14 protein-coding genes and 1 pseudogene are annotated in these 21416 nt (G+C 73.3%); 8 read left to right on the forward strand and 7 right to left on the reverse strand.

The window, feature by feature from the left end:
* Positions 1 to 83 precede the first annotated feature (83 nt).
* From Srubr_RS39350 to Srubr_RS39385, 8 genes are all read left to right on the forward strand, one after another.
* Positions 84 to 1103, forward strand: a complete 1020-nt coding sequence (locus tag Srubr_RS39350; RefSeq protein ID WP_189998035.1) for an aromatic ring-hydroxylating dioxygenase subunit alpha — start codon at positions 84 to 86, stop codon at positions 1101 to 1103.
* Between the two features lie 32 nt (positions 1104 to 1135).
* Positions 1136 to 2089 carry a PDR/VanB family oxidoreductase gene (locus Srubr_RS39355; protein ID WP_189998034.1) on the forward strand — a complete coding sequence of 318 codons (954 nt, stop codon included), beginning with the start codon at positions 1136 to 1138 and terminating at the stop codon, positions 2087 to 2089.
* A gap of 198 nt (positions 2090 to 2287) precedes the next feature.
* Positions 2288 to 5407 (forward strand): non-ribosomal peptide synthetase, encoded by a 3120-nt coding sequence (locus tag Srubr_RS39360; protein WP_189998033.1) that lies wholly within the window; start codon positions 2288 to 2290, stop codon positions 5405 to 5407.
* A gap of 11 nt (positions 5408 to 5418) precedes the next feature.
* Positions 5419 to 11973: a non-ribosomal peptide synthetase gene (locus tag Srubr_RS39365; protein ID WP_189998032.1), complete on the forward strand. Its 6555-nt coding sequence runs from the start codon at positions 5419 to 5421 to the stop codon at positions 11971 to 11973.
* Positions 11970 to 12968: a 2,3-diaminopropionate biosynthesis protein SbnA gene (sbnA, locus tag Srubr_RS39370; protein ID WP_229926896.1), complete on the forward strand. Its 999-nt coding sequence runs from the start codon at positions 11970 to 11972 to the stop codon at positions 12966 to 12968. Before Srubr_RS39365 ends, sbnA begins: the two co-directional genes overlap by 4 nt.
* A gap of 29 nt (positions 12969 to 12997) precedes the next feature.
* The gene (gene sbnB / locus Srubr_RS39375) at positions 12998 to 13996 is read left to right on the forward strand and encodes a 2,3-diaminopropionate biosynthesis protein SbnB (protein ID WP_189998031.1); all 999 of its coding nucleotides are present in this window, start codon (positions 12998 to 13000) and stop codon (positions 13994 to 13996) included.
* Positions 13990 to 15306 carry an MFS transporter gene (locus tag Srubr_RS39380; protein WP_189998030.1) on the forward strand — a complete coding sequence of 439 codons (1317 nt, stop codon included), beginning with the start codon at positions 13990 to 13992 and terminating at the stop codon, positions 15304 to 15306. Before sbnB ends, Srubr_RS39380 begins: the two co-directional genes overlap by 7 nt.
* Positions 15278 to 16504: an ATP-grasp domain-containing protein gene (locus Srubr_RS39385; protein WP_189998029.1), complete on the forward strand. Its 1227-nt coding sequence runs from the start codon at positions 15278 to 15280 to the stop codon at positions 16502 to 16504. The genes Srubr_RS39380 and Srubr_RS39385 overlap by 29 nt, the downstream gene beginning before the upstream one ends.
* 213 nt (positions 16505 to 16717) lie before the next feature.
* Here Srubr_RS39385 and Srubr_RS39390 read toward each other — a convergent pair.
* The 7 genes and pseudogenes from Srubr_RS39390 to Srubr_RS39420 all read right to left on the reverse strand — a co-directional run.
* Positions 16718 to 16903, reverse strand: a pseudogene (locus tag Srubr_RS39390) (RNA polymerase subunit sigma-24); the annotation flags it as partial.
* Between the two features lie 359 nt (positions 16904 to 17262).
* A complete protein-coding gene (locus tag Srubr_RS39395; protein WP_189998028.1) occupies positions 17263 to 17487 on the reverse strand; it encodes a helix-turn-helix domain-containing protein in 225 nt (74 codons plus the stop codon).
* Positions 17488 to 17616: 129 nt separating this feature from the next.
* Entirely contained in the window at positions 17617 to 18258 is a 642-nt protein-coding gene (locus Srubr_RS39400; protein WP_189998027.1) for an SDR family oxidoreductase, read from the reverse strand.
* A 113-nt stretch (positions 18259 to 18371) separates the two neighbouring features.
* Complete coding sequence (locus Srubr_RS39405; protein ID WP_189998026.1) at positions 18372 to 19352, reverse strand: aldo/keto reductase; 981 nt, start codon at positions 19350 to 19352, stop codon at positions 18372 to 18374.
* Between the two features lie 47 nt (positions 19353 to 19399).
* Positions 19400 to 19828, reverse strand: coding sequence for a MaoC family dehydratase (locus Srubr_RS39410; RefSeq protein WP_189998025.1), 429 nt, complete (start codon positions 19826 to 19828; stop codon positions 19400 to 19402).
* A 1-nt stretch (position 19829) separates the two neighbouring features.
* Positions 19830 to 20282, reverse strand: a complete 453-nt coding sequence (locus tag Srubr_RS39415; RefSeq protein ID WP_189998024.1) for a MaoC family dehydratase N-terminal domain-containing protein — start codon at positions 20280 to 20282, stop codon at positions 19830 to 19832.
* Between the two features lie 20 nt (positions 20283 to 20302).
* Positions 20303 to 21376, reverse strand: coding sequence for an SMP-30/gluconolactonase/LRE family protein (locus Srubr_RS39420; protein ID WP_189998023.1), 1074 nt, complete (start codon positions 21374 to 21376; stop codon positions 20303 to 20305).
* Between the last annotated feature and the right edge of the window lie 40 nt (positions 21377 to 21416).

The following is a 21416-nucleotide window of genomic DNA, read 5'->3' on the forward strand; positions in this document are numbered from 1 at the left end:
ACTCCCGCACCTGACGGACCCTTTTCGGTCACCGGATGAAGAGCGACTTGCGCGCGACGCCCACGGAAATCCAGGAGAGTTCAATGAGCGCGTTCCCGCAGAACTATTGGTATGTCGCCGCCTGGAGCAAGGAGGTGAGCAGAAAGCTCCTCAGCCGGACGATCTGCGGTGAGCCCGTGGTGTTCTACCGGACCCGCGACGGGCGGCCCGTGGCCCTGGCGGACCGCTGTGTGCACCGCCGCTACCCGCTGTCGCTCGGGCAGCTCCAGGACGACTCCATCGAGTGCGGCTACCACGGCTTCGTCTTCGACTGCTCCGGGACCTGCACCTTCGTGCCCGGCCAGGACCGGGTGCCGCGCACCGCCCGGGTGCCGCGCTACCAGCTGGTCGAGCGGGACAAGTGGATCTGGATCTGGATCGGCGACCAGGACAAGGCCGACCCGGACCTGGTGCCGGACGCCCACTGGCTGGACGACCCCGAGTGGGCGTCGGTCGAGGACATGGCGTACTCGCCGTTCCGGTACAGCCTGCTGATGGACAACCTCATGGACCTGTCCCACGAGACGTATCTGCACGCGGGTCTGATCGGCACGCCGGAGATCGCCCGGACACCGTTCACCACCCACGTCGACGACGAGCGGAACCGGGTCACGTTCTCGCGCCACATGGAAGCCGTGGAATGCCCGCCCTTCTACGAGAAGACCACGGGCTTCACCACGCCGATCGACCGCTGGCAGGACGTGGAGTTCCAGCCGCCCGCATTCTGGGTGAACAACGTCCGGGTCGCCCCGCACGGCACGCCGGTCGGCCCGAACGGAGACGAAGGCGGCGCCCACGTCAAGATCCTGCACGGTCTCACGCCGGAGACGGAGAACACGACGTGGGACTTCTGGGCGGTGGTCCGCGACTTCGCCCTGGACGACGACTCCGTCGGCCAGAGTCTGCTGACGATGAATCAGGAAGTCGTCCAGCAGGACCTGGACGCCCTGACCGTCCTGGAGAAGGTCGTGGCCAGCGAGCCGCCGGGGACGCAGGAGCTGAGCGTCGCGATCGACGCGGGCGGTCTGGCCGCGCGCGAGATGCTCCGCAAGATCACCCGGTAACGGTCCGCGACGAGCCCCGAAGGGGGGAAGACATGGCCGGCGACACGTTCGAGGTCCTGGTCCGTGAGCGGACCGGACTCGCGGCGGGCGTACTGGGCCTGGAGCTCGTGGCCCCCGACGGCGGTGCGCTGCCCGGCGCCGAGCCCGGAGCCCATATCGACCTTCTGCTGCCGTCGGGGCTCGTACGCCAGTACTCCCTGTGCACCCCCGATGACCGGCCCGGCACCTGGCGCATCGCGGTCCTGCGCGAACCGGACGGGCGCGGCGGGTCGGCGGAGCTGCACGACACGGTCGCGGCGGGCACGCGGCTGCGCGCCGCCGGCCCCCGTAACCGCTTTCCGCTGCTCCCCGCCGACGACCTGCTGTTCATCGCCGGCGGCATCGGTATCACCCCGCTGCTGCCCATGCTCGCCGAGGCCGAGCGGAGGGGCACCCGGTGGCGGCTCCTCTACGGCGGCCGGTCCAGGTCGTCCATGGCGTTCCTCCCCGAACTCGCGGTCTACGGGGACCGGGTCACGGTCGTCCCGCAGGACGAGCGCGGACTGCCGGACCTCGAAGGGTGGCTGTCCGGCGCACCGGCGGGCGCGCGGGTGTACTGCTGCGGTCCCGAGCCGCTGCTGCAGGCCGTACGGGAACGCTGCGACGCGCTGCCGCGGGTGACGCTGCACACCGAGCGGTTCACGCCCACGGCTCCCGCCGCCGCCCCCGAGTGCGCGGACACCGGCTTCGAGGCCGTACTCAAACGCAGCGGCAAGACGGTCCCCGTGCCCGCCGGGACCTCGGTGCTCAGGGCGGTCCGGGACGCGGGCGTGGCCGTGCTGGCCTCCTGCGAGGAGGGCACCTGCGGCACCTGCGAGACCGTCGTGCTGGAGGGCACGCCGGAACACCGCGACAGCCTCCTCACCGAGGAGGAGCGGGCGGCCGGGGACCTGATGCTCATCTGTGTCTCCCGCTCCCGCGGGCCCCGCCTGGTCCTGGACCTCTGAGACCCGAGGGCTCCGAGACCTGCGAGGGACATCCGGGACCTCCGAGGCTCCGGGACCTCCGAGCCCGTCCGCGTCACCGGCCCGCCTCCCTCCGAACCGCAGCCCCGCAGCCCCGCAGCCCCGCAGCCCGCGACCGTCACCCCGCATCCCTCCCGACCGCCGACCACCCGGCCGTCCGGCCGCACCTGGAGCACACCTATGAGGCACCCTCCGTCCTGGGACGGGCTGATCGAGGACCGCTTCCTCGATCAGGTCCGGGCCCGCCCGTCGGGCACGGCCCTGGTCGCGGGCCCCGTCACCCTGACCTACCGGCAGCTGTACGAGCGGGCTGCGAGCGCCGCCGCCGGGCTCCGGCGGCTCGGCGTGGCCCGCGAGACCCTCGTCGGCCTGGCCTTCGACCGCTCGGCCGACTCGATCGTGACCCTGCTCGCCGTCGTCCTCGCGGGCGGCGCCTACGTGCCGATCGATCCGGCGTATCCCGAGCACCGCATCCGCCAGATCACCGAGGCGGCCGGGCTACGGCTGGTGGTGTGCCCGGAGCCGGTGCGCGAACGGTTCACGGCGCCGCAGCCCGCGCGGACGTACGGGCTCGGGGAACTGCTGCGGCTCGGCGGCGCGCCGGACGAGGTGCCGCCGCCGAGCCGGGAACGGCGTCCTGCCGGGCCCTCCCCCCTGGCCTATGTGATGTTCACGTCCGGCAGCACCGGACGCCCCAAGGGCGTGATGGTCGAACACCGCGGGGTGCTGCGCCTGGTCAAGGACACCGACTACGTCGACCTCTCACCCGGGCAGCGCATGCTCCAGGCCGCGTCGCTCGCCTTCGACGCGGCGACGTTCGAGATCTGGGGCGCGCTGCTCAACGGTGCCTCGCTGCACGTGGTCGACCAGGAGACGGCCGTCGTGCCGTGGCGCTTCGCGCAGGCGGTCCGGGACCAGGGCGTGACCCTGGCCTGGATCACCGCCCCGCTGTTCCACCGCATGGCCCAGGAGGACCCGGCGGCCTTCGCCTCCCTCACCACGCTGCTGACCGGCGGCGACGTGGTCTCCCCCGAGCATGTGCGGCGGGTCCGCGAGGCCTGCCCCTCGCTCACCGTCGTCAACGGCTACGGGCCGACGGAGAACACCACCTTCACCACCACGTTCCCCGTCCGCGAGCACCCCGCCGGCCCGCTGCCGATCGGCCGGCCCATCCCCGGCACCACCGTGCGGGTCTGCGACGAGGCGGGCCGCCCGGTGCCCGCCGGAACCGTCGGTGAGCTGTATACCGGCGGCGCCGGACTGGCGCGCGGCTACCTGGCCGACCCGGAGCTGACCGCGCGGAAGTTCGTCACGCTGGACGGAGTACGCCACTACCGGACCGGCGACCTGGTGCACGCCGACGAGGACGGCCTGCTGCACTTCCACGGCCGCCAGGACGACCAGGTGAAGATCCGCGGCCATCTGGTGGAACTCGCCGAGGTCAATGCGGCACTGCTGGCGCTGCCGGGCGTGGTGGACGCGCACACCAGGGTCGTCGGCGAGCCGGGCGGGGAACGCTTCCTCACCGCCTACGTGGTGGCGCCCGACGCCGGAGCTCCGGTGATCCGGCGCGCGCTGCGCGAACGGCTGCCGGACTACCTGTGCCCGGACCGGTTCGTGCTGCTGGACCGGCTGCCGCTGACGCCGAGCGGCAAGGTCGACCACCGGTCGCTGCCCCCGGCCGTGCCCGGTCCCACGACCACCGCCGGGCACACCGGACGCGAACTCACCGCGGCGGAGGCCGCGTTGGCCGAACGGTGGGCCGATGTGCTCGACATCGACCCCGCGGCCATCGGCCCCGACTCCGACTTCTTCGAACTCGGCGGCAACTCGCTGCGCCTGGGCGTCCTCCTGGGCCGGCTCGGCCGGGACGGCGCCGCGCCGGGCTACGCCGAGGCGTTCGCGACGCCCACTCTCGCCGGGATGGCCCGCACGATCGCCACCCGAGGCTCCGCCCCGGTGCCGGACCTTCCCCGTCCGGCACCGGGAGCGGTCCCCCTCCACCCGCAACAGCAGGGCCTGTTCACGATCTGGCAGGCCGACCCCGAGTCACTGGCGTACAACATCCCCGTACGGCTGGAGCTGACCGGGCGGCTGGACCCCGAACGGCTCCGGGCCGCCCTCACCACGGTGGTGGCCCGTCACGAGGCGCTGCGGCTGCAGTTCACCGTCGACGCCGACGGCGTACACCAGGAGCCCGCCCCGCCCGCCGCACCCGAGTTCACGTTCCTGCCCGTACCCGACGAACGGATCCTCGCCGGATTCGTACGCCCCTTCCGGCCCTATCGCCCCGACGGCGCTCCCCTGCTGCGCGCCCTGCTGGCCGGCACCGGTGAACCGGACCGGCACGACCTCCACCTCGACACCCACCACGTGGTCTTCGACGGTGTCTCGCTGCGGGTGCTGATCGAGGATCTGCTCGCCGCGTACGCGGGCGAGCCACTGCCCGAGCGGCCCACGGACTACCGCGCGGCGGCCCAGTGGGCGCACGACCGGGCCGCCCGGGGGGACGACGCGGTGGACGAGGCGTACTGGCTGCGGCAGTTGGCGGGCGTGCCGGCCGGTCCGCTCCTTCCCTCGGACCGTCCGCGCGGACCGCAGCGGGCCACCCGCGGAGCGGTGATCGGCACCACGCTGGACGCCGAAGGCCGCGCCGAAGTGCGCGCGGCGGCGCGGCGGCACCGCACGACGGTGTTCGCGGTGCTGTTCGCCGCCTGGGCCGCCACGCTGGCACGGTTCTCCGGACGCCGCGACTTCACCGTCGGCACGCCCACCAGCGGGCGCACCCACCCCCATCTCCACGACGTCGTCGGCATGTTCGTGAACACGGCCTGCCTGCGCGTGCGGCTGGACGACGACGCCGCGACGCTGGGGGACCTGGTGGTGCAGGCGGACCGGCTGGCCCGCGAGGCGCTGACACACCAGGGGCCGCCGTTCCCCCGGCTGGCGCGGCGGCTCGGTGCGGTACCGGAGCCGGGCCGCAACCCGCTGTTCGACGTGCTGTTCGCGCTCCAGGACATCGACTTCCACAGGGTGCGCCGGGCCGGGCTCACCGCCCGTACGGAACTGGTCAACCCGGGCACCACCCGTTTCGATCTCAACCTCCAGGCGTATCTGCGCCCCGACGAGCTGCGGCTCGACCTGGAGTACGCCACCGATCTCTACGACAGCGCGTCCGTCCGCTGTCTGCTCGACGCGTACCTGGAGGCCGTCGCCGAGTTGCTGGCCGACCCCACGGCCCCGGTGCTCCGGGCGGGAGTCGCGACACCGGCCGCCGAGATCCCGGACTTCGACCTGTGAGGACCGCCGAGATGCACACGAAGGGCACCATGAGCACCGCGCTCCAGCTCAGCAGAGCCGTCCAGTCCTTTCCGCAGCAGGCCGCATACTGGCGCTCCCGCCTCGCCGAGTGGGAGCAGCCCACCTTCCTGCCGCGCGACTTCGCGGAGCGCGCCGGTGAAAGCGCCCACGACCAGGTCGTGGTGCCGCTGCCGGACGGGTGCGCCGAGCGCTGCCGGACCCTCACCAGGGGCCGGCCCGCGCTGGCCCGGGTACTGACCGCGGCCGTCGTCGCGGTGCTCGGCGCGCGCGCCACCGACACCGAGCGGGTACAGGTGGTGACCGGCTACTGCCGCGCCGGCACCGAGCACGACATCCCCTTCCCGCTCGGCCTGACCGTGACCCGTCAGAGCACGCCGCGCGGTCTGCTCGCCGCCGCCCGGGCCGCCTACCAGGAGGCGACCGCACACCTGGATGTGCCGGTGGATCACCTGCTGCGCACCGAGGGCCGCTTCCCGACCGATCTGGCGGCCGGTGTCGACGGCGAGCTGTCGCCGGCCCGGGCGGCGGACGCCGGATGCGTGATCCAGGTCGATGTCCGGCTGAGCGACGGGGAACCGCGGCTGGCGCTGCACCACCGCGCGGACCTGTTCACCACGGACACCGCGGAGCGGCTGGCCCGCACCTGCGCCCGGCTGCTCGACGCGGCCACCCGCGAGCCGGACGCCCCCCTGGGCGACCTCCTCGACGCCGACCCCGGCGAGCGCGCCGCACTCGCCGGTTTCAACGCCACCGCCGTCGCCTTCCCCGCCGATGTCCCGCTGCACCACTTCCTGGAACAGCGCGCGGCGCAGACCCCGCAGCTGATCGCGATACGCGACGACGCCACCACCTACGCGGAGCTGAACCGGCGCGCCAACCAGCTCGCGCACCGGCTGCGCGCCGCCGGCGTCGGGCCGGGCACGATCGTCGGCGTCTGCCTGCCGCGCTCGCCGCTCTCCCTCACCGCGGTCTACGCGGTACTGAAGGCAGGCGGCGCCTACCTGCCGGTCGACCCGACACTGCCCGCGAATCGCGTCACGTACATGCTGGAGCACAGCGGGGCCCGTGTCGTGATCGGTGACGCCGCGGCACGGCGGGCCCTCCCGGACACCGGGGTGTTCGTCGACGTGACCGAACCAGGTGTCCTCGACGGTGACGCGCCCGCGCCCGAGGGCGGCTCCGGCCCCGACGACCTGTGCTACGTCATCTACACATCGGGCTCCACCGGCCGCCCCAAGGGGGTCATGCTGGAGCACCGGGCCGTCGTCAACCGGCTGGTGTGGATGCAGCGCGCGTATCCGCTGTCCGACGGCGACGTCATCCTGCACAAGACGCCGTTCACCTTCGACGTCTCCGTGTGGGAGATCTTCTGGTGGACGCTCGCCGGGGCGTCCGTGTGCACCCTTCCCTCCGGTGCCGAGAAGGACCCCGCGGCCCTGGTCTCCCGGATCGCCGAACACCGGGTCACCACGATGCACTTCGTGCCGTCGATGCTACAGGTCTTCCTGCAGTACGTGGAACGGGACGCCACCGCCCTGGCGTCGCTGCGCCGGGTCTTCGCCAGCGGGGAGGCCCTGGGCACGGCGCACGCCGTCCGCTTCGCGGACCTGCTGACCGGGCCCCTGGGCACCGAACTCGTCAACCTGTACGGCCCGACCGAGGCGGCCGTCGACGTCACCCACTTCCCGTGCGCGGACCTCGACCCGCGACGCCCGGTCCCGCTGGGCCGCCCCATCGACAACCTCGCCCTGCGGGTGGTCACCCGCGCCGGCACCACCGCCCCGATAGGAACGCCGGGCGAGCTGTGCATCGGCGGGGCGGGGCTCGCCCGCGGGTACCTGAACGCGCCGGAGCTGACCGCCGAACGGTTCGTCGACGACCCGGAACTGCCGGGCGGGCGCGGCTACCGGACCGGCGACCTGGCCCGCTGGCTGCCGGACGGGACGCTGGAGTACCTGGGCCGGATCGACACCCAGGTGAAGATCCGCGGCTACCGGATCGAGACGGCGGAGATCGAACACGTCGCCGAGACCGCCCCCGGTGTCACCGCGTGCGCGGTCCTCGCGCTCGACGACGGCGGCGGAGACCGTGTCCTGTGCGCGTACGTGGTGCCGGACGAGGGCTACGACGAGGCGGCGCTGCGCGACCGGCTGGCGGCCGAACTGCCCTCGTACATGGTCCCGGGGTTCGTCGTCACCGTGCCCGCGATCCCCACCACGCACAACGGCAAGCGGGACGTGCGGGCCCTGCCGCCGCCCCAGCGCGGCACCGGCACCGGCACCGGCACCGCGGGGCGGGCCCCTTCGAGCCCGGTCGCGGTCCGCCTCGCGGAGATCTGGGGGCGCGTGCTGGGTGTGGACGGCGTCGGCCTGGACGACAACTTCTTCGCCCTCGGCGGCGACTCGATCAAGATCGTGCGGGTGCTGGCCGAGGCACGGCAGAGCGGGCTCGACTTCTCCTTCCAGGACCTGTTCGCCCATCCCACGCTCGCCGGCCTCGAACCCCGCGTACGCCAGGGCGGTCCGGACAGCGAGCCGGCCAGACCGGCGCGTCCGCTCGCCCCGGACGACGCACGCCGGCTGCCGCCGGACGCCGAGGACGCGTACCCTCTGTCCGCGCTGCAGGCCGGACTGCTGTACGAGGTGGAGCTGACCGGTGCCCGGCCCGGGCTCTACCACGACATCGTCAGCTTCCGCATCGGCGAACCCCTCGATGCGGAAGCCTTCCGGGCCGCGGCCGACGCGGTGGCCGCCCGTCACCCGATGCTGCGGACGTCGCTGCACGTGTCCGGGTTCAGCGAGCCGCTGCAGATCGTCCACGCCCGCGCGGCGGACCCCGTCGAGATCACGGACCTGTCGCGGCTGGACGAGGACGCGCAGGAAAGCGAGCTGGCCCGCTTCTACGACCGTGAACTGGCCCGCGGCTTCCGCCCCGCCGAGGGCGGCCTGGTCCGGATCCGGCTGCACCTGCTGGGCGAGCGCGGCTACCAGTACAGCCTCAGCTACCACGCGGCCGCGCTGGACGGATGGAGCGTCAGCGTCGTCCACCACGACCTGTTCGCCGCCTATCTGTCGCTGCGCGCGGGCCGGACCCCCGAGTTCGCCCCGCTCGGCACCGGCTACCAGGACTTCGTGCGCCTCGAACGCGCCGCGGTGGCGTCAGCCGGCAGCCGCGACTTCTGGCAGGGCGTCCTCGACGGCCACGAGGGCACCCGCCTGCCCCGCTACCCCTTCGATCCCGCGGACGCATCCGGCGTGACCATGCACGACGTTCCGCTGGGCGACGGCGTCCCGGCCGCGGTGGAGCGCGTCGCCGAGCGGCTGAACGTGCCGGTGAAGTCGGTGCTGATGGCCGCGCACGTGGCCGTGCTCGCCTTCGTCACCGGCTCCGACGACGTGCTGACCGGCTATGAGCACAGTGGCCGGCCCGAGGCCGTCGACGGGGACCGGATCACGGGCCTGTTCCTCAACACGGTCCCCTTCCGGGTCCGGGTCGCCGACGGCAGCTGGTCCGATCTGGTGCGGGAGGTGTACCGCACGGAGACGGCGCTGCTGCCGCACCGGCGCTACCCCATGGGCGAGATGAAGCGGGTGCGGCAGTCCCAGGAGCCGCTGTTCGAGGCGGTCTTCAACTTCACGCACTTCCATGTGCTCGACGAGCTGCGCCGCGCGCACGGACTGCGGCTGGAACGCACCCGGGTCGCCAGCGAGACCGAGTTCCCCTTCCGCGCCGAGTTCTGGCAGGACGCCTTCACCGGCGAGGTCGCGCTGTCGCTGCACTACCACCGCGACGCCTTCCCGGCCGAGCAGATCGAGCGGATCGCCGGCTACTACCGGCGCGCTCTGGAGCTGCTCGTCACGGACCCCGGCGCCGGACACCGTGCGGTGACCCTGCTGGGCGACGACGAACGGGAGTTGCTCACAGCGGGGCTCGCCGGACCCGCGCGGGCGCTGCCGGAGGCCGGCGTGCCCGGACTGTTCGCCGCGCAGGCCGCGGCCCGGCCCCGCGCCATCGCCGTACGGCACGGGGCGAGCGCCCTCACCTACCGCGAACTGGACGCCCGTTCCGCGCACCTGGCCGCCCGGCTGTACGCGGCCGGGGTGCGGGCGGGTGACGTGGTCGCCGCCGCGATGGACCGCGGGATTCCATGGGCGGTGAGCGTCCTCGCCCTGCTGCGGCTCGGCGCGGTGTACCTGCCGCAGGACCCCGCCGACCCGGCCGCGCGGCGGCACGCCATGCTCGCCCGGTCCGCCTGCCGCCATGTGCTGACCACCGCCGGGCACCGGGACACCCTGGCATCCCGGCCGGCCCCGGACGGCGAGGACGCGCCGGTGATCCTCTGCTACGAGGAGCTGGTCTCCGAGCCGGCCCCGCGTCCCGCACCCGATACCCGGCCCGGCCCCGCCGACCCGGCCTACCTGATCTTCACGTCCGGTTCGACCGGTGAGCCGAAGGGCGCGCTGATCCACCACGAGGGCATGCTCAACCACCTGCTCGCCAAGATCGACGACCTGGGGCTGACGGCGGACGACGTGGTGGCGCAGGTGGCCACCCAGTGCTTCGACATCTCCGTGTGGCAGCTGCTGTCGGCCTGGCTGGTGGGCGGCCGTACCGTCATCTTCGACGCGGAACTCGTCACCGACCTGCCCGGATTCGCCCGGGTACTGGAGGACGAGGCCGTCACCGTACTGGAGGTGGTGCCGTCGTTCCTGGACGCGCTGCTCGCCGAACTCGACGAACGCCCGCGCGCGCTGGCCGCCCTGCGCTGGAACCTGGTCACGGGCGAGGCCTTCCCGCCCGCGCTGACCCGCCGCTGGTTCGCCCGCTACGAGGTGCCCCTGGTCAATGCCTACGGGCCGACGGAGACCTCCGACGACGTCACGCACCATGTGCTGACCGGCCCGGAGACCGGGGAACGCGTTCCGGTGGGCCGCCCCATCGCCAACACCGGCATCCACATCGTCGGCCCCGACGGGCGGCACGTCCCCTTCGGCACGTACGGCGAGATCCTCGTGACGGGCACGGGCGTGGGCCTCGGCTACCTCAACGACCCCGAGCGCACCGCCCGGGCCTTCGTGCCGAACACGCTCGACACGCTCCCGTCCGCCTCCGGGCTGCTCTACCGCACCGGCGACATCGGGCGCTGGCTTCCCGGCGGGGTGCTGGACTGCGCGGGCCGCCGCGACCACCAGACCAAGCTGCGGGGCTTCCGGATCGAGCTGAGCGAGGTGGAGGGCGCGCTGGCCGGGGTGCCGGGCGTGGACCACGCCGTGGCGCTGGTGCGCCGCGACGGCGGCCGGGACCGGCTCGCCGCCTGGTACACGGGCACCGCCGAGCCGGAACCGGAGGCGCTGCGTGCCGCGCTGGCACGGACGCTGCCCCGGTACATGCTGCCGGACGTCGTCGAGCGGCTGGAGGCCTTCCCGGTCACCCGGAACGGCAAGGTGGACCGCGCCGCCCTGAGCCGCCGTCCCCTGGCCCTCGGGCGCCCGGTGGCCTTCGAGCCGCCCGCGAACCGCGCCGAGTCCGCGATGGTGGCCGCGTTCGCCGGCGTACTGGGCGTGCCCGCGGACACCGTCGGCGTCACCGACAGCTTCTTCGACCTCGGCGGGCACTCCCTGGCCGCGATGCGGCTCGCGGCCCGGCTGCCCGGGGTGACGCTGCGTGACGTGCTGGCCCGTCCGACCGCGCGGGCGCTGGCCGAGCTCGCCCAGCCGGCCCCGGCCGAACTCGGCGAGCCGGCCGGGCCCGCAGGGCCCGCCGGGGATTCACCTGCGGCGGCCCCGGCGCGCACGGTCGCCCGCACCGGCCCGCTCACCGACCTGACCGAGGCCGCCGGACTGCGGCCCGCCGGCCCCGCGGCCACGGTCGTGTGCTTCCCCTTCGCGGGCGGCACCCCCGTCAGCTACCTGGAGTTCACCAGGTCGCTGCACCGGGCGGGGGCCCCGGTACGGGTGCTGGCGGCCGACTTCGGCGGGGCGGGGGCCGATGATCCGGCCGCCGCCATCGCCGAGCGTGCCGAGGGCCCGGTCGTGCTCCTGGGCCACTCGGCGGGCGCGGCACCCGCTCTGGCCGCCGCCTTCGCGCTCCGCCGTGCGGGCCGTGAGCCCGCGCACGTCTTCGTGGTCGCGTCGCTGCCACGGTCCGACGACCCGGCGGCATACGACCCGGACGAGGCACTGCGGCGCAGCGACGAGGAAGTCTGGGACTGGCTCGTACGGAACACCGGCCTGGACGCGGACGTGCTGCCGCCCGCCGGCCGGCACCGGCTCGCCGAGGACTTCCGGCGGGACTCGGCCGCCGCCGCACGGTCCTGGGCCGGGCTGCTGTCCCTGCCGCCGGGCACCGCGCTGGACTGCCCGGTCACGGTGCTGCTCGCCGCGGACGACCCCCTCACCCGGGACCACGAACGGCACGTCCACCGCTGGAGGCGCTTCACGCACGGCGAACTGGGTCTGAGCGTCGCCGGACACGGCGGCCACCACCTCAACGCGAGCCGGCCGGAATTCCTGGCCGAGCAGGTAAGAAAGGCGGTCCGCCCGTGAGGGCACAGTGGGCCTACGAGCTGGCGTGGGCGCACGCCTTCCTCGAACTGCCCGGCTTCGCACCCGGGTTCTCGACGCACCTGAAGATCGAGGGACTGAACCCGGCCGGGTCGATCAAGCTCAAGACGGCCCGGGCGATGGTGGAGAACGCCGAAGCGGACGGCGTGCTCAAGCCCGGGTCCCGGCTGATCGAGTCGACGTCCGGCAACCTCGGCATCGCGCTCGCCTCGGTGTGCGCCGCCAAGGGCCACCACCTCACGCTGGTCACCGACCCGAACGCCAACGAGCGCAGCATCCGCTTCATGCGCGCGCTGGGCGCCGAGGTGACCGTCGTGACCGAGCGCGACCGCAACGGCGGGTATCTGCAGACCCGTATCGACCTGATCCACCGCCGTCTCACCGAGGATCCGTCGCTGGTGTGGCTCAACCAGTACACGAACCCGGCCAACCCCGAGGCGCACCGGGACGGCACCGCGGCGGAGATCTTCCAGGGGTTCGGGGAGCCCGACTGGCTGTTCGTCGGCGCGGGCACCGGCGGCACCCTGATGGGCTGCGTGGAGTACGTACGGCGGGTGCGGGCGGCCACCCGGGTCGTGGCCGTGGACAGCGTGGGGTCGGTGACCTTCGGCGGGCCGCCGGGGCAGCGGTGGATACCGGGTCTCGGGTCGAGCCGGCGGCCGGAGATCTTCCGCGACGACGGGTCCTTCAACAAGGTCCTCGTCGAGGAGCGCGACACCGTCCTGATGTGCCGTCATGTGGCACGGGCCTACGGTCTGCTGCTCGGCGGCTCCACCGGCACCGTGCTGGCCGCGGTGCGGGCCATGAGCGACGTGATCCCGCCGGGCAGCACCGTGCTCGCCATCTCGCCCGATCTGGGCGACCGCTACCTGGACTCCGTGTACGACGACGACTGGGCGATGGGCCACTACGGCGCGACGGCGGTGACGGAGCCGGGAACGACCGGAACGACCGGCAGGACGAAGGCACTGACATGACGAAGGACGAAGGGGCGAAGGGGACGCCGATGGCAGAGTTCTCGGTGCTGGGCGGCAAGGACGTCGGCGCGCTGCTGACCGGTCACGAGAAGGAGGTGATCGAGCGGGTGCGCGAGGCCTATCTGGCGCACGACGCGGGCGACAGCGTGAACCCGGACAGCTACTTCCTGCGCTTCCCCGAGAAGCCCGACTCGCGCATCATCGCCCTGCCCGCCTATCTCGGTGGCGAGGTCGGCATGGCGGGCATCAAGTGGATCAGCAGCTTCCCGGCCAATGTCGCCAGAGGCGAGCCGCGGGCCTCGGCGGTGCTGGTCCTCAACGACTACGGCACCGGCCGCCCGGTGGCCCTGCTGGAGGCGGCCGGGATCAGCGCGGCACGCACGGCGGCGTCGGCGGCACTCGCGTGCACCGCGTTGAGCGTCGCTCCGCCCCGGACCGTCGGCGTCGTGGGCGGCGGTGTGATCGCCCGCACCGTCTGCCAGTACCTGCACGCGGCGGGTGTCCCGCTCGGCCAGGTCCGCTGCCACGACATCGATCCGGCGTCGGCCGGTGCCCTGACGGGGCACCTGCGCGACCGGTATGCCTCCGACGCCCGCGAGAGCGGGCTGGAGGACGCCCTGGACTGCGATCTGGTGCTGTTCGCGACCACCGCGCTGGCCCCGTACGTACCTGCCGAGTACCGCTTCCGCCCCGGTCAGCTGGTGCTGAACATCTCGCTGCGGGACCTCGCGCCGGAGACCCTGCTCGGGGCCGACAACATCCTCGACGACATCGAGCACTGCATGAAGGCCAACACATCGCCGCACCTGGCCGAACAGCTCACCGGCCGGCGGGACTTCGTCACCGGCACGCTCGCCGGTGTGCTGCGGGGCCGGGTGGCACGGGACCCGCAGCGGCCCGCCGTCTTCTCACCGTTCGGCCTCGGCGTCCTCGATCTGGCGGTCGGCCACTGGCTGTACCGCAGGGCGCTCGACGAGGACCGGCTGACGCCGCTGCCCGGCTTCTTCGGGGAGTCACGGCGGTGGTGAGCGAGGAGCGGCCCCCGACGGCCACGGGGGCCGGCCCCGGCGACGGCGGCGGTCCGCTCAGTGCCCGGCAGCTCACCGCACTGGTCGTGGCGCGGACGACGAGCTGCGCCGGCTTCTTCGCCGTGCTGCCCTACCTCGGGCTGTGGCTGGTGGACGACCGCGGCCTGTCCGGGACCGACGCCGGTCTCGTGGTGGGCTCCTCGATCCTGGCCAACCGGGCCGGCGGGGTGCTGCTGGTGCCCCTGATCCACCGGCTGGGGCTCAAAGCCTCGGTGGGCGCCGGCTATCTGGGGGCGGTCGTCGCCTTCTGCGCGCTCGGGTCGGGCCTGCGGCTGCCGGCCTCCTGCTGGCTGGTGCTCGCCGCGCTGGTCGGCCTGTTCCTGGCGATGGCGACCACGGCGATGAAGGCCCAGATCGCCGCGTTCCCGCCGGATCAGCGGCTGCGCGGGTTCAGCTATCTCAACATGGCCGTCAACGCCGGTTCCGCGGTGGGACCGGTCATCGGCGGCGCGCTCCTGGAGTGGCATGCGGACCGGCTGCCGCTCGCGGCGGCGGCGCTCGACCTGGTGGCACTGACCGTGGTACCCGCGCTGCCGGGCGCCTGGCGGGCGTCCGAGCGCCCGCAGCCGGCCGGCGGGGGCGGCCGGGGCCGGTGGCTGCCGCAGCGCCGGTTCGTGGCCTTCTCGCTGCTGGTGTGCGGTACGTGGGTGGCGTACGCGCAAGTCTTCGACGTCCTTCCGGCCTACCTGGGCGACACGGTCGGCGCCCGCGACCTGGGCCTGGTGTTCACCCTGAACGCCGTGCTGGTGGTGGTGCTGCAGGTGCCGGTGTCCGCGCTGTGCCGCCGGGTGCTGAACCGCCCGCGCGGAGGTTTCGGCATCCTGTGCTTCGCGGCCAACGTGGTCCTCGCCGCCGCCGTCCTGTTGTTCGCGCTCGGCCGCTCGGCCGGACTCGGCCTGCTCCTCGGGGCGATGGTGCTGTTCACCCTGTCCGAACTGGTGTGGAGTCCGCTGTACGACGCCCAGGTCGGCGAGCGCCGCGGGACCTTGACCACCACGGCGGCCTACGCCCTCGCGGGTGTCGCGTGGGGCGCCGCCGAGTCGGTCGGTGCCTGGCTCGGCACGCTGCTGGTGGTCCACCGCTCCGCCTCCGGGGCGCTGTCGCCCGCGGCCGCGCCGTACTGGGGTGCCGCCGCCCTCGCCCTGCTCACCGGTCTGGCCATGTCCTGGGGCGGCCGGCGTACGTCCGACAAGCCGCTCGGCGGTCACGAAGGGAGTGTCCATGACGTGGATGTGTCTGCTCGGGCCTAGCCCGGGCGGGGCGAGAGCGATCGCCCTGCACGGCCACCGGCCCGTGGTGCTGGTACCACCGGGCGTGGCGGTGCCCCGCGAGGTCTCCGCGCACGCGGAGCGCGTGATCTTCTGCCGGATCACCGACCACGACGCGGTCAGGTCCGCCGTGGACGGTCTGGTCGCCGAACTGGGGCCGCCCCGCCTGGTGGTCTCCTTCACCGAGTTCGCCCAGGAAGTCTGCGCCCGCGTCGCCACCGGGCTGGGGCTGGTCTCGGTCTCCCCGGCCGCGGCGGCCCGCGCCCGTGACAAGGCGGCGATGCGCCGGCTGCTCGCCGGCACCCCCTACGCCTGGCCTTACGCGGCCGGTACGCCCGACGACGTCGCCACCGCGGTACGCGCCGAGCCCGACGGCACCCCCTGGGTCGTCAAGCCGGCCGACGGGGCGGGCAGCGCCGGGGTGACGGCACTCGCGTCGTACGCGGACCTGGAGCGGTGGCTGGCGACGGTGACGGCCGGGCCCCCGGCGAGCGGGACGGCCGGCGAGCGGCCGGGCGACGTCCGCTACATCGTCGAACGCGCCGCGGACGGCCCCGAGTTCAGCGTCGAGGCGGTCAGCGCGGCCGGCCGGCACACCGTTTTGGCGATCACGGCGAAGCAGACCACGGGAAGCCCCGGTTTCGTGGAAACGGGCCACGTGGTGCCGGCCCCGCTGCCGGAGGGCGACGCCGAGCGGCTCCGGGAAGCGGTGCGCTGCGTCCTGGACCGGCTGGAGATCAGCCACGGCGCCAGCCACACCGAACTGCGGCTGGACCCGGTGCACGGCCCCGTCGTCATCGAGACGCACACCAGGGTCGGCGGCGACTGCATCCCGGAACTCGTCGAACTGGCCACGGGCCAGGACCAGTACGAGCGTGCGATAGCGGCCCTGCTGGGCTCGCCTCCCGCGCTGCGCCCGGACCCGGCCGCGCCGGCGGCGGCGATCAGCTTCGTGACGCCTCCGGCCGCCGGCACCCTCACGGGCCTCGCTTTCACCCCCGTGGACGGCGTCCTGCGCTGGGACTTCGAGCGCGTGCCCGGCTCCGGCCTCTCGGAACTCCACAGCTCCGAGGACCGTGTCGGCTACGCCATCGCCCTGGGCGCGACCCCCACGGAGGCGATGGAAACCGCCGCCAAGGCCACCGCGGGCGTCCACCTCCAGGTCGCCCCGTCTCCCTGACCCCGCCGGCGCGCGGCCCCCCTCGGAGTGCTCTCCGGCGGGGGCTGCCCGGCGCCCCCGCGCACTACCCGGCCTCACCAGGTCCCAAGCCCCCTCGCGCGCGCCCCGGGGTCAACGGCGTGCCGTCGGCAGCCGGGTCGGAAGGGTGCGTCAGGCAGCAGCAACCGCGAGAGCGGGCACGAGCGAAGCCGGCGATCCCTGTGCCGTTCGCGCTCACCGCGTCGCGATGTCGCGGGCGGCGCCGTCCACGATGGCCTGGAGTTTGCCGGGGTCGGCGACGTTGTGGACGGCGGTGATACGACCGTCTGCGTCGAAGTCGAAGGTGACGGTGGCGATCACCCGGTCCGGGGCGCTGAACGCCAGAGCCGGGCCGCCGTTGATCTCGATGAGCTCGGCGCGGGCGAGCGCCGATCTGCGCGGCTGGTCGTCGCTGGTCGTGCCGCAGCTCGGGTACAGCCTGACCGAACGGACCGCGGAGCGTGACCTGATCCCGGTGGCCCGGGAACCGTAGAACCCAGGCGAACGAGACGAGGGGCGGTCCGGCGGGCCGCCCCTCATGGCTCGGCGTGTGGCTCAGCAGGCGTCGACGCAACGGATGCCCGTCCAGTCACCGCTGGGGTCGCCGTAGGGCGCGCCCGGGGTGGTGTGAACGAGCTGCTCGTCGGGCGGGGTGGGCGGCGCCGGTGCCGGGCCGGAGCCGGCGCGGTGGGCCAGGAGCCCGGTCGGCCGGGGCGCGGCAGCCGCTCGGCGGGGGACGGCTACCGGCCTGAGCGGGCGGGCGTGCCGAGGCGCCGGTGCGGGTGTTCCCCGCCCCGGCTGCGCAGGGAGACGTCCGTCTCGGTGAGGACGCGGTGGACGAACCCGTACGACCGGCCGTAAGCCTCGGCGATGGCCCGTATCGACCTGCCGCCCTCGTACTGCTCCTTCATCTCCCGCGCGAGCTTCGCACGCGCCGCACCGGTGATCTGTTCACCCTTCCGCACGGCTCGTCTCCTTTCCGTGATCGGTTTCCCGGTTGTCGTGATCGTCGTCTACCCCGGACCGGGACCGGTGACCGCCCTGGCGGGGCCGGCCTCCGCGGGCGCGGCGTTCCGGCGCGGCTTCGTGGCGGCTCAGCCCAGGGTCATCAGGGACTCCGTGACGGGGCGGCCTCCTCCGGTCACCTCGAAGAGCCGGTTGTGGGTGGCGGCGATGTCCAGCGAGGCGACGGCGACGGCGGCGAGGTCTGCCCGGGTCAGGGACCCCTCGGGCACCTGCTCGCCGACCGTGATCCGGCCTGTGGCGGCACCGTCGGTGAGCCACGGCGGACGGATGACCGTCCAGGTCATGCCCGATTCCGCGAGATGGGCGTCGGCCGCGTCCTTGGCCTGCCCGGTGGCCCGCAGATACCTCGGCAGCCGCGCGGGGTCGCCGCTGCCCATCATGGACACTTGGATCCACCGCTTCACGCCTGCGGAGGCCGCCGCGTCGATGGCCGCGATGACGCCCTGCCGGTCGATCAGGTCGGCCTGCTTCTTGGTCATGGTGCGGGTGGCGGCGGCGTTGACGACGATCTCGGTCGCGGCGAAGACCTCCTCGAACCGGCGGCCGGGGTCCGCCAGGTCGAACGCGACGAACTCGATGCCGCCGACGGCCGACTTGGCGGCCTTCTCCGGCTTGCGGACGGCGCCGAGCACCGGGTGGCCCAGACTGAGGAGCTGCTGGACGACCAGGCGGCCGGTGGCTCCCGTGGCACCGAGGACGGTGATGGTCATGTCGTGGTCCTGCCTTTCGAGGACATGGGGTTGATCCGGTCATACGTGAGATCGGAAGGTCCGGGCGCTGCCGGGTATGGCCGGCACGCGGGCGCCGGGGAAGGGCCCGCGGGTCACAGGTTCAGGGTGGCCATCCGCGCCGCGTCGTAGCGCTCGCCGACGACGGCGTCGGCGGGTATCGCCTCTGTCACGGCCCGGGCGAGTTCGCCGGTGAGGGACATGCCGGCCGCCCGCAGGTTCTCGTCGAGGTAGCCGCGCCGCTTGGTGCCCGGGATGGGTACGACATCGGGGCCTTGGTGCAGCAGCCAGGCGAGGGCGAGCTGGGCGGGCGTGGCGTCCACCGTGTCGGCGAGTTCGCGCAGCCGCTCGACGAGGGCGAGGTTGGTGACCAGGCTGCTCTCCTGGAAACGCGGCGCCAGCCGGCGGACGTCGCCCTCGGGGAAGGCGTCGGGGCTCGTCACCGTGCCCGTGAGCAGGCCGCGCCCCATGGGGGCGTAGGCGACGAGTCCGATGCCCAGCTCCCGCAGGGTGGGCAGGTGCTCGTCCTCGATACCGCGGCTGAACAGGGAGTACTCGTATTGACCCGCGGTGACGGGGTGGACCGCGTGAGCTCGCCGGACCGTTGCCGGTGCGGCCTCGGAGATGCCCAGGTGACGCACCTTCCCCGCGGCGACCAGTCCGGCAAGCGCGCCCCAGGTCTCCTCGACGGGGACCGTCGGGTCGATGCGGTGCTGGTAGTAGAGGTCGATGTGGTCGACGCCGAGGCGTCGCAGGGAGGCGTCACAGGCCGACCGTACGTAGTCGGGGCGGCCGTTGACGCCCCTGAGGGTGCCGTCCGGCAGGCGCTCGATGCCGAACTTGGTCGCGAGCACGACCTCGTCCCGACGGCCCGCGATCGCCCGGCCCACGACCCGCTCGTTGGTGAACGGCCCGTACATGTCCGCGGTGTCGAGCAGAGTAACCCCCTGATCGAGGGCGTGCCTGATGGTGGCGATCGACTCGGTGTCGTCGCCGGGGCCGTAGAGGTCGCTCATCCCCATGCAGCCAAGCCCGAGGGCCGAGACGGCGAGGGTGGACAGCCGGCGCTGGAGCATCGTTCTCCTGTGGGAGGGGTGGGAGGGGCGGAAGCCGGGAGCGGGTGTCAGGCCAGTCGTACGACGGCCCGGGACATGCCCAGCACCTTCTGCCCGGTGCAGGTCGCCGTGAGGACGACGCGGACCGTGTTGTCGTCGAGCTTGGCGGTGACTTTGCCGCTGACTTCGATCGCGGTGCCCTTGTCGTCGTTGGGGACGACGACGGGCCTGGTGAAGCGGACGCCGTACTCGACGACGGCACCGGGGTCGCCCGTCCAGTCGGTGACCACGCGGATCGCCTCGGCCATGGTGAACATGCCGTGGGCGATGACGTCGGGCAGGCCGACCTCCTTGGCGAACTTCTCGTTCCAGTGGATGGGGTTGAAGTCGCCGGAGGCGCCCGCGTACCGGACGAGGGCGGCGCGGGTCACGGGGAAGGACCGCGCGGGCAGCTCGGTGCCGACCTCGACGTCCGCGTACGGAACCTTCGCAGTCATCTCAGTCCTCCTCTGCCGCACGCGCCACGAGCGTGGTCCAGGCGGTCACCACGTGCTCGCCCGTCTCGTCGTGCACCTCACCGCGGATGTCCAGGACGTCGTTGCCCGCCAGGGACTTGACCGACTCGACGGTGGAGGTGACCGTGAGCCGGTCGCCGGCGCGGATGGGGCGGACGTAGGCGAACCTCTGGTCGCCGTGCACCACGCGGCTGTAGTCCAGGCCGAGCCGTGGGTCGGTGACGGCCTGCCCGGCGGCCTTGAAGGTGATGCCGAACACGAAGGTCGGCGGGGCGATCACATCGGGGTGACCGAGCGCCTTCGCGGCCTCCCCGTCCGTGTACGCCGGATGGGCGTCCCCGACCGCCTCGGCGAACTCGCGGATCTTCTCCCGGCCTACCTCGTAGGGCGCGGTGGGCGGGTAACTCCGCCCCACGAAGGACTGGTCGAGCGCCATGGCCCGTACCTCCCGTGGTGTCAGTAGCGGCGCAGGACGAAGCCGTCCCGGGTCTCCGTACCGCCGCTCTGGAAAAGGACGTTGACGTTGCTGCTGAGGACGTAGTCACCGAACGGCGTGAGGGCCATCGTCGTGGGGGCCACCTCCGGGGACGCCTGTTCGCTCACGACGCGGGCGCTCTTCCAGCAGTCGTCCGAGCGGAGCTTCATCAGGGCGTCGACGCCGTTGGAGCGGATCGTGTTGGTGGCCGCGTACAAGGTTCCGTCCGTGCCGAGCGCCATGCCGTCGGTGCCGGGGATACGGCGGTCCAGCTTGATCTCCGTCACGGCGCCGGGCTCGTTCAGCGGGATGCGGAAGAGCTGGCCGGTGTCGTAGCGGACGGTGATGAGGAAGCCGGCCGGGTGGTAGACGATGCCGTTGACACCGACGTTGGGCATGCCGGTGGAGTCGTAACCGGCGTCGATCTTCTCGTCGTAGGCGAACGTCGACGCGGTGCCGGACGGGGTCACCTTGAAGATCCTGCCCGTGAAGGAGTCGGTGACGTAGGCGTTGCCCGCCGGGTCGAGAACGAGGTCGTTGGCCAGGTGGAGGCCCGGCGACTGGCTGAGATCGACGCGCTTCTTCAGGGCCCCTGTGGTCAGGTCGAAGATGGCCACACCGGCGTAGTGGCCGCGGGTCTGCGGGCTGGAACCGACGCTGAGCAGGGCGTTCGGCCCGGCGTAGACATCGCCGTAGGTCGCCAGAAGGCGGTTGCGGGCCGGGTCGACCCGGATGCCGCCGGTCGCGATCAGGCTGGGGTCGTCGACCAGGGTGTGCGGTATGCCGTCGGCGCCCACGACGGAGATCGTTCCGTAGCGCAGGGAACCGACCAGGAACGCGTTCCGGGTCGGGTCCCAGGCGAAGCCCTCGGGGTGGATCGCGTGACCGACGCCCTGGATCACCTCCGGAAACGCGGACACCGGCGCTGTGCTCCGAGACGGCAGCGGCTCGGCGGACTGGGCCGCCGGGGCGAGGGACAGCGTCACGGCCGCCGCGACGGCGAGAACTCCCGAGGCGGCGACGGACGCACGCCAACGGCGCGTGGTTCCAGGCATGGTGACTCCTTGAAAGAGGTGGGGAGAGGGAAAGTGAAGG

The organism is Streptomyces rubradiris (genome assembly GCF_016860525.1).
GTDB classification, from domain to species: domain Bacteria; phylum Actinomycetota; class Actinomycetes; order Streptomycetales; family Streptomycetaceae; genus Streptomyces; species Streptomyces rubradiris.

Coding starts and splice junctions, on each gene's coding strand:
- Srubr_RS39350 (WP_189998035.1), top strand. CDS start 84: ATGAGCGCGTTCCCGCAGAACTATTGGTATGTCGCCGCCTGGAGCAAG.
- Srubr_RS39355 (WP_189998034.1), top strand. CDS start 1,136: ATGGCCGGCGACACGTTCGAGGTCCTGGTCCGTGAGCGGACCGGACTC.
- Srubr_RS39360 (WP_189998033.1), top strand. CDS start 2,288: ATGAGGCACCCTCCGTCCTGGGACGGGCTGATCGAGGACCGCTTCCTC.
- Srubr_RS39365 (WP_189998032.1), top strand. CDS start 5,419: ATGCACACGAAGGGCACCATGAGCACCGCGCTCCAGCTCAGCAGAGCC.
- sbnB (WP_189998031.1), top strand. CDS start 12,998: ATGGCAGAGTTCTCGGTGCTGGGCGGCAAGGACGTCGGCGCGCTGCTG.
- Srubr_RS39385 (WP_189998029.1), top strand. CDS start 15,278: ATGACGTGGATGTGTCTGCTCGGGCCTAGCCCGGGCGGGGCGAGAGCG.
- Srubr_RS39400 (WP_189998027.1), bottom strand. CDS start 18,258: ATGACCATCACCGTCCTCGGTGCCACGGGAGCCACCGGCCGCCTGGTC.
- Srubr_RS39405 (WP_189998026.1), bottom strand. CDS start 19,352: ATGCTCCAGCGCCGGCTGTCCACCCTCGCCGTCTCGGCCCTCGGGCTT.
- Srubr_RS39410 (WP_189998025.1), bottom strand. CDS start 19,828: ATGACTGCGAAGGTTCCGTACGCGGACGTCGAGGTCGGCACCGAGCTG.
- Srubr_RS39415 (WP_189998024.1), bottom strand. CDS start 20,282: ATGGCGCTCGACCAGTCCTTCGTGGGGCGGAGTTACCCGCCCACCGCG.
- Srubr_RS39420 (WP_189998023.1), bottom strand. CDS start 21,376: ATGCCTGGAACCACGCGCCGTTGGCGTGCGTCCGTCGCCGCCTCGGGA.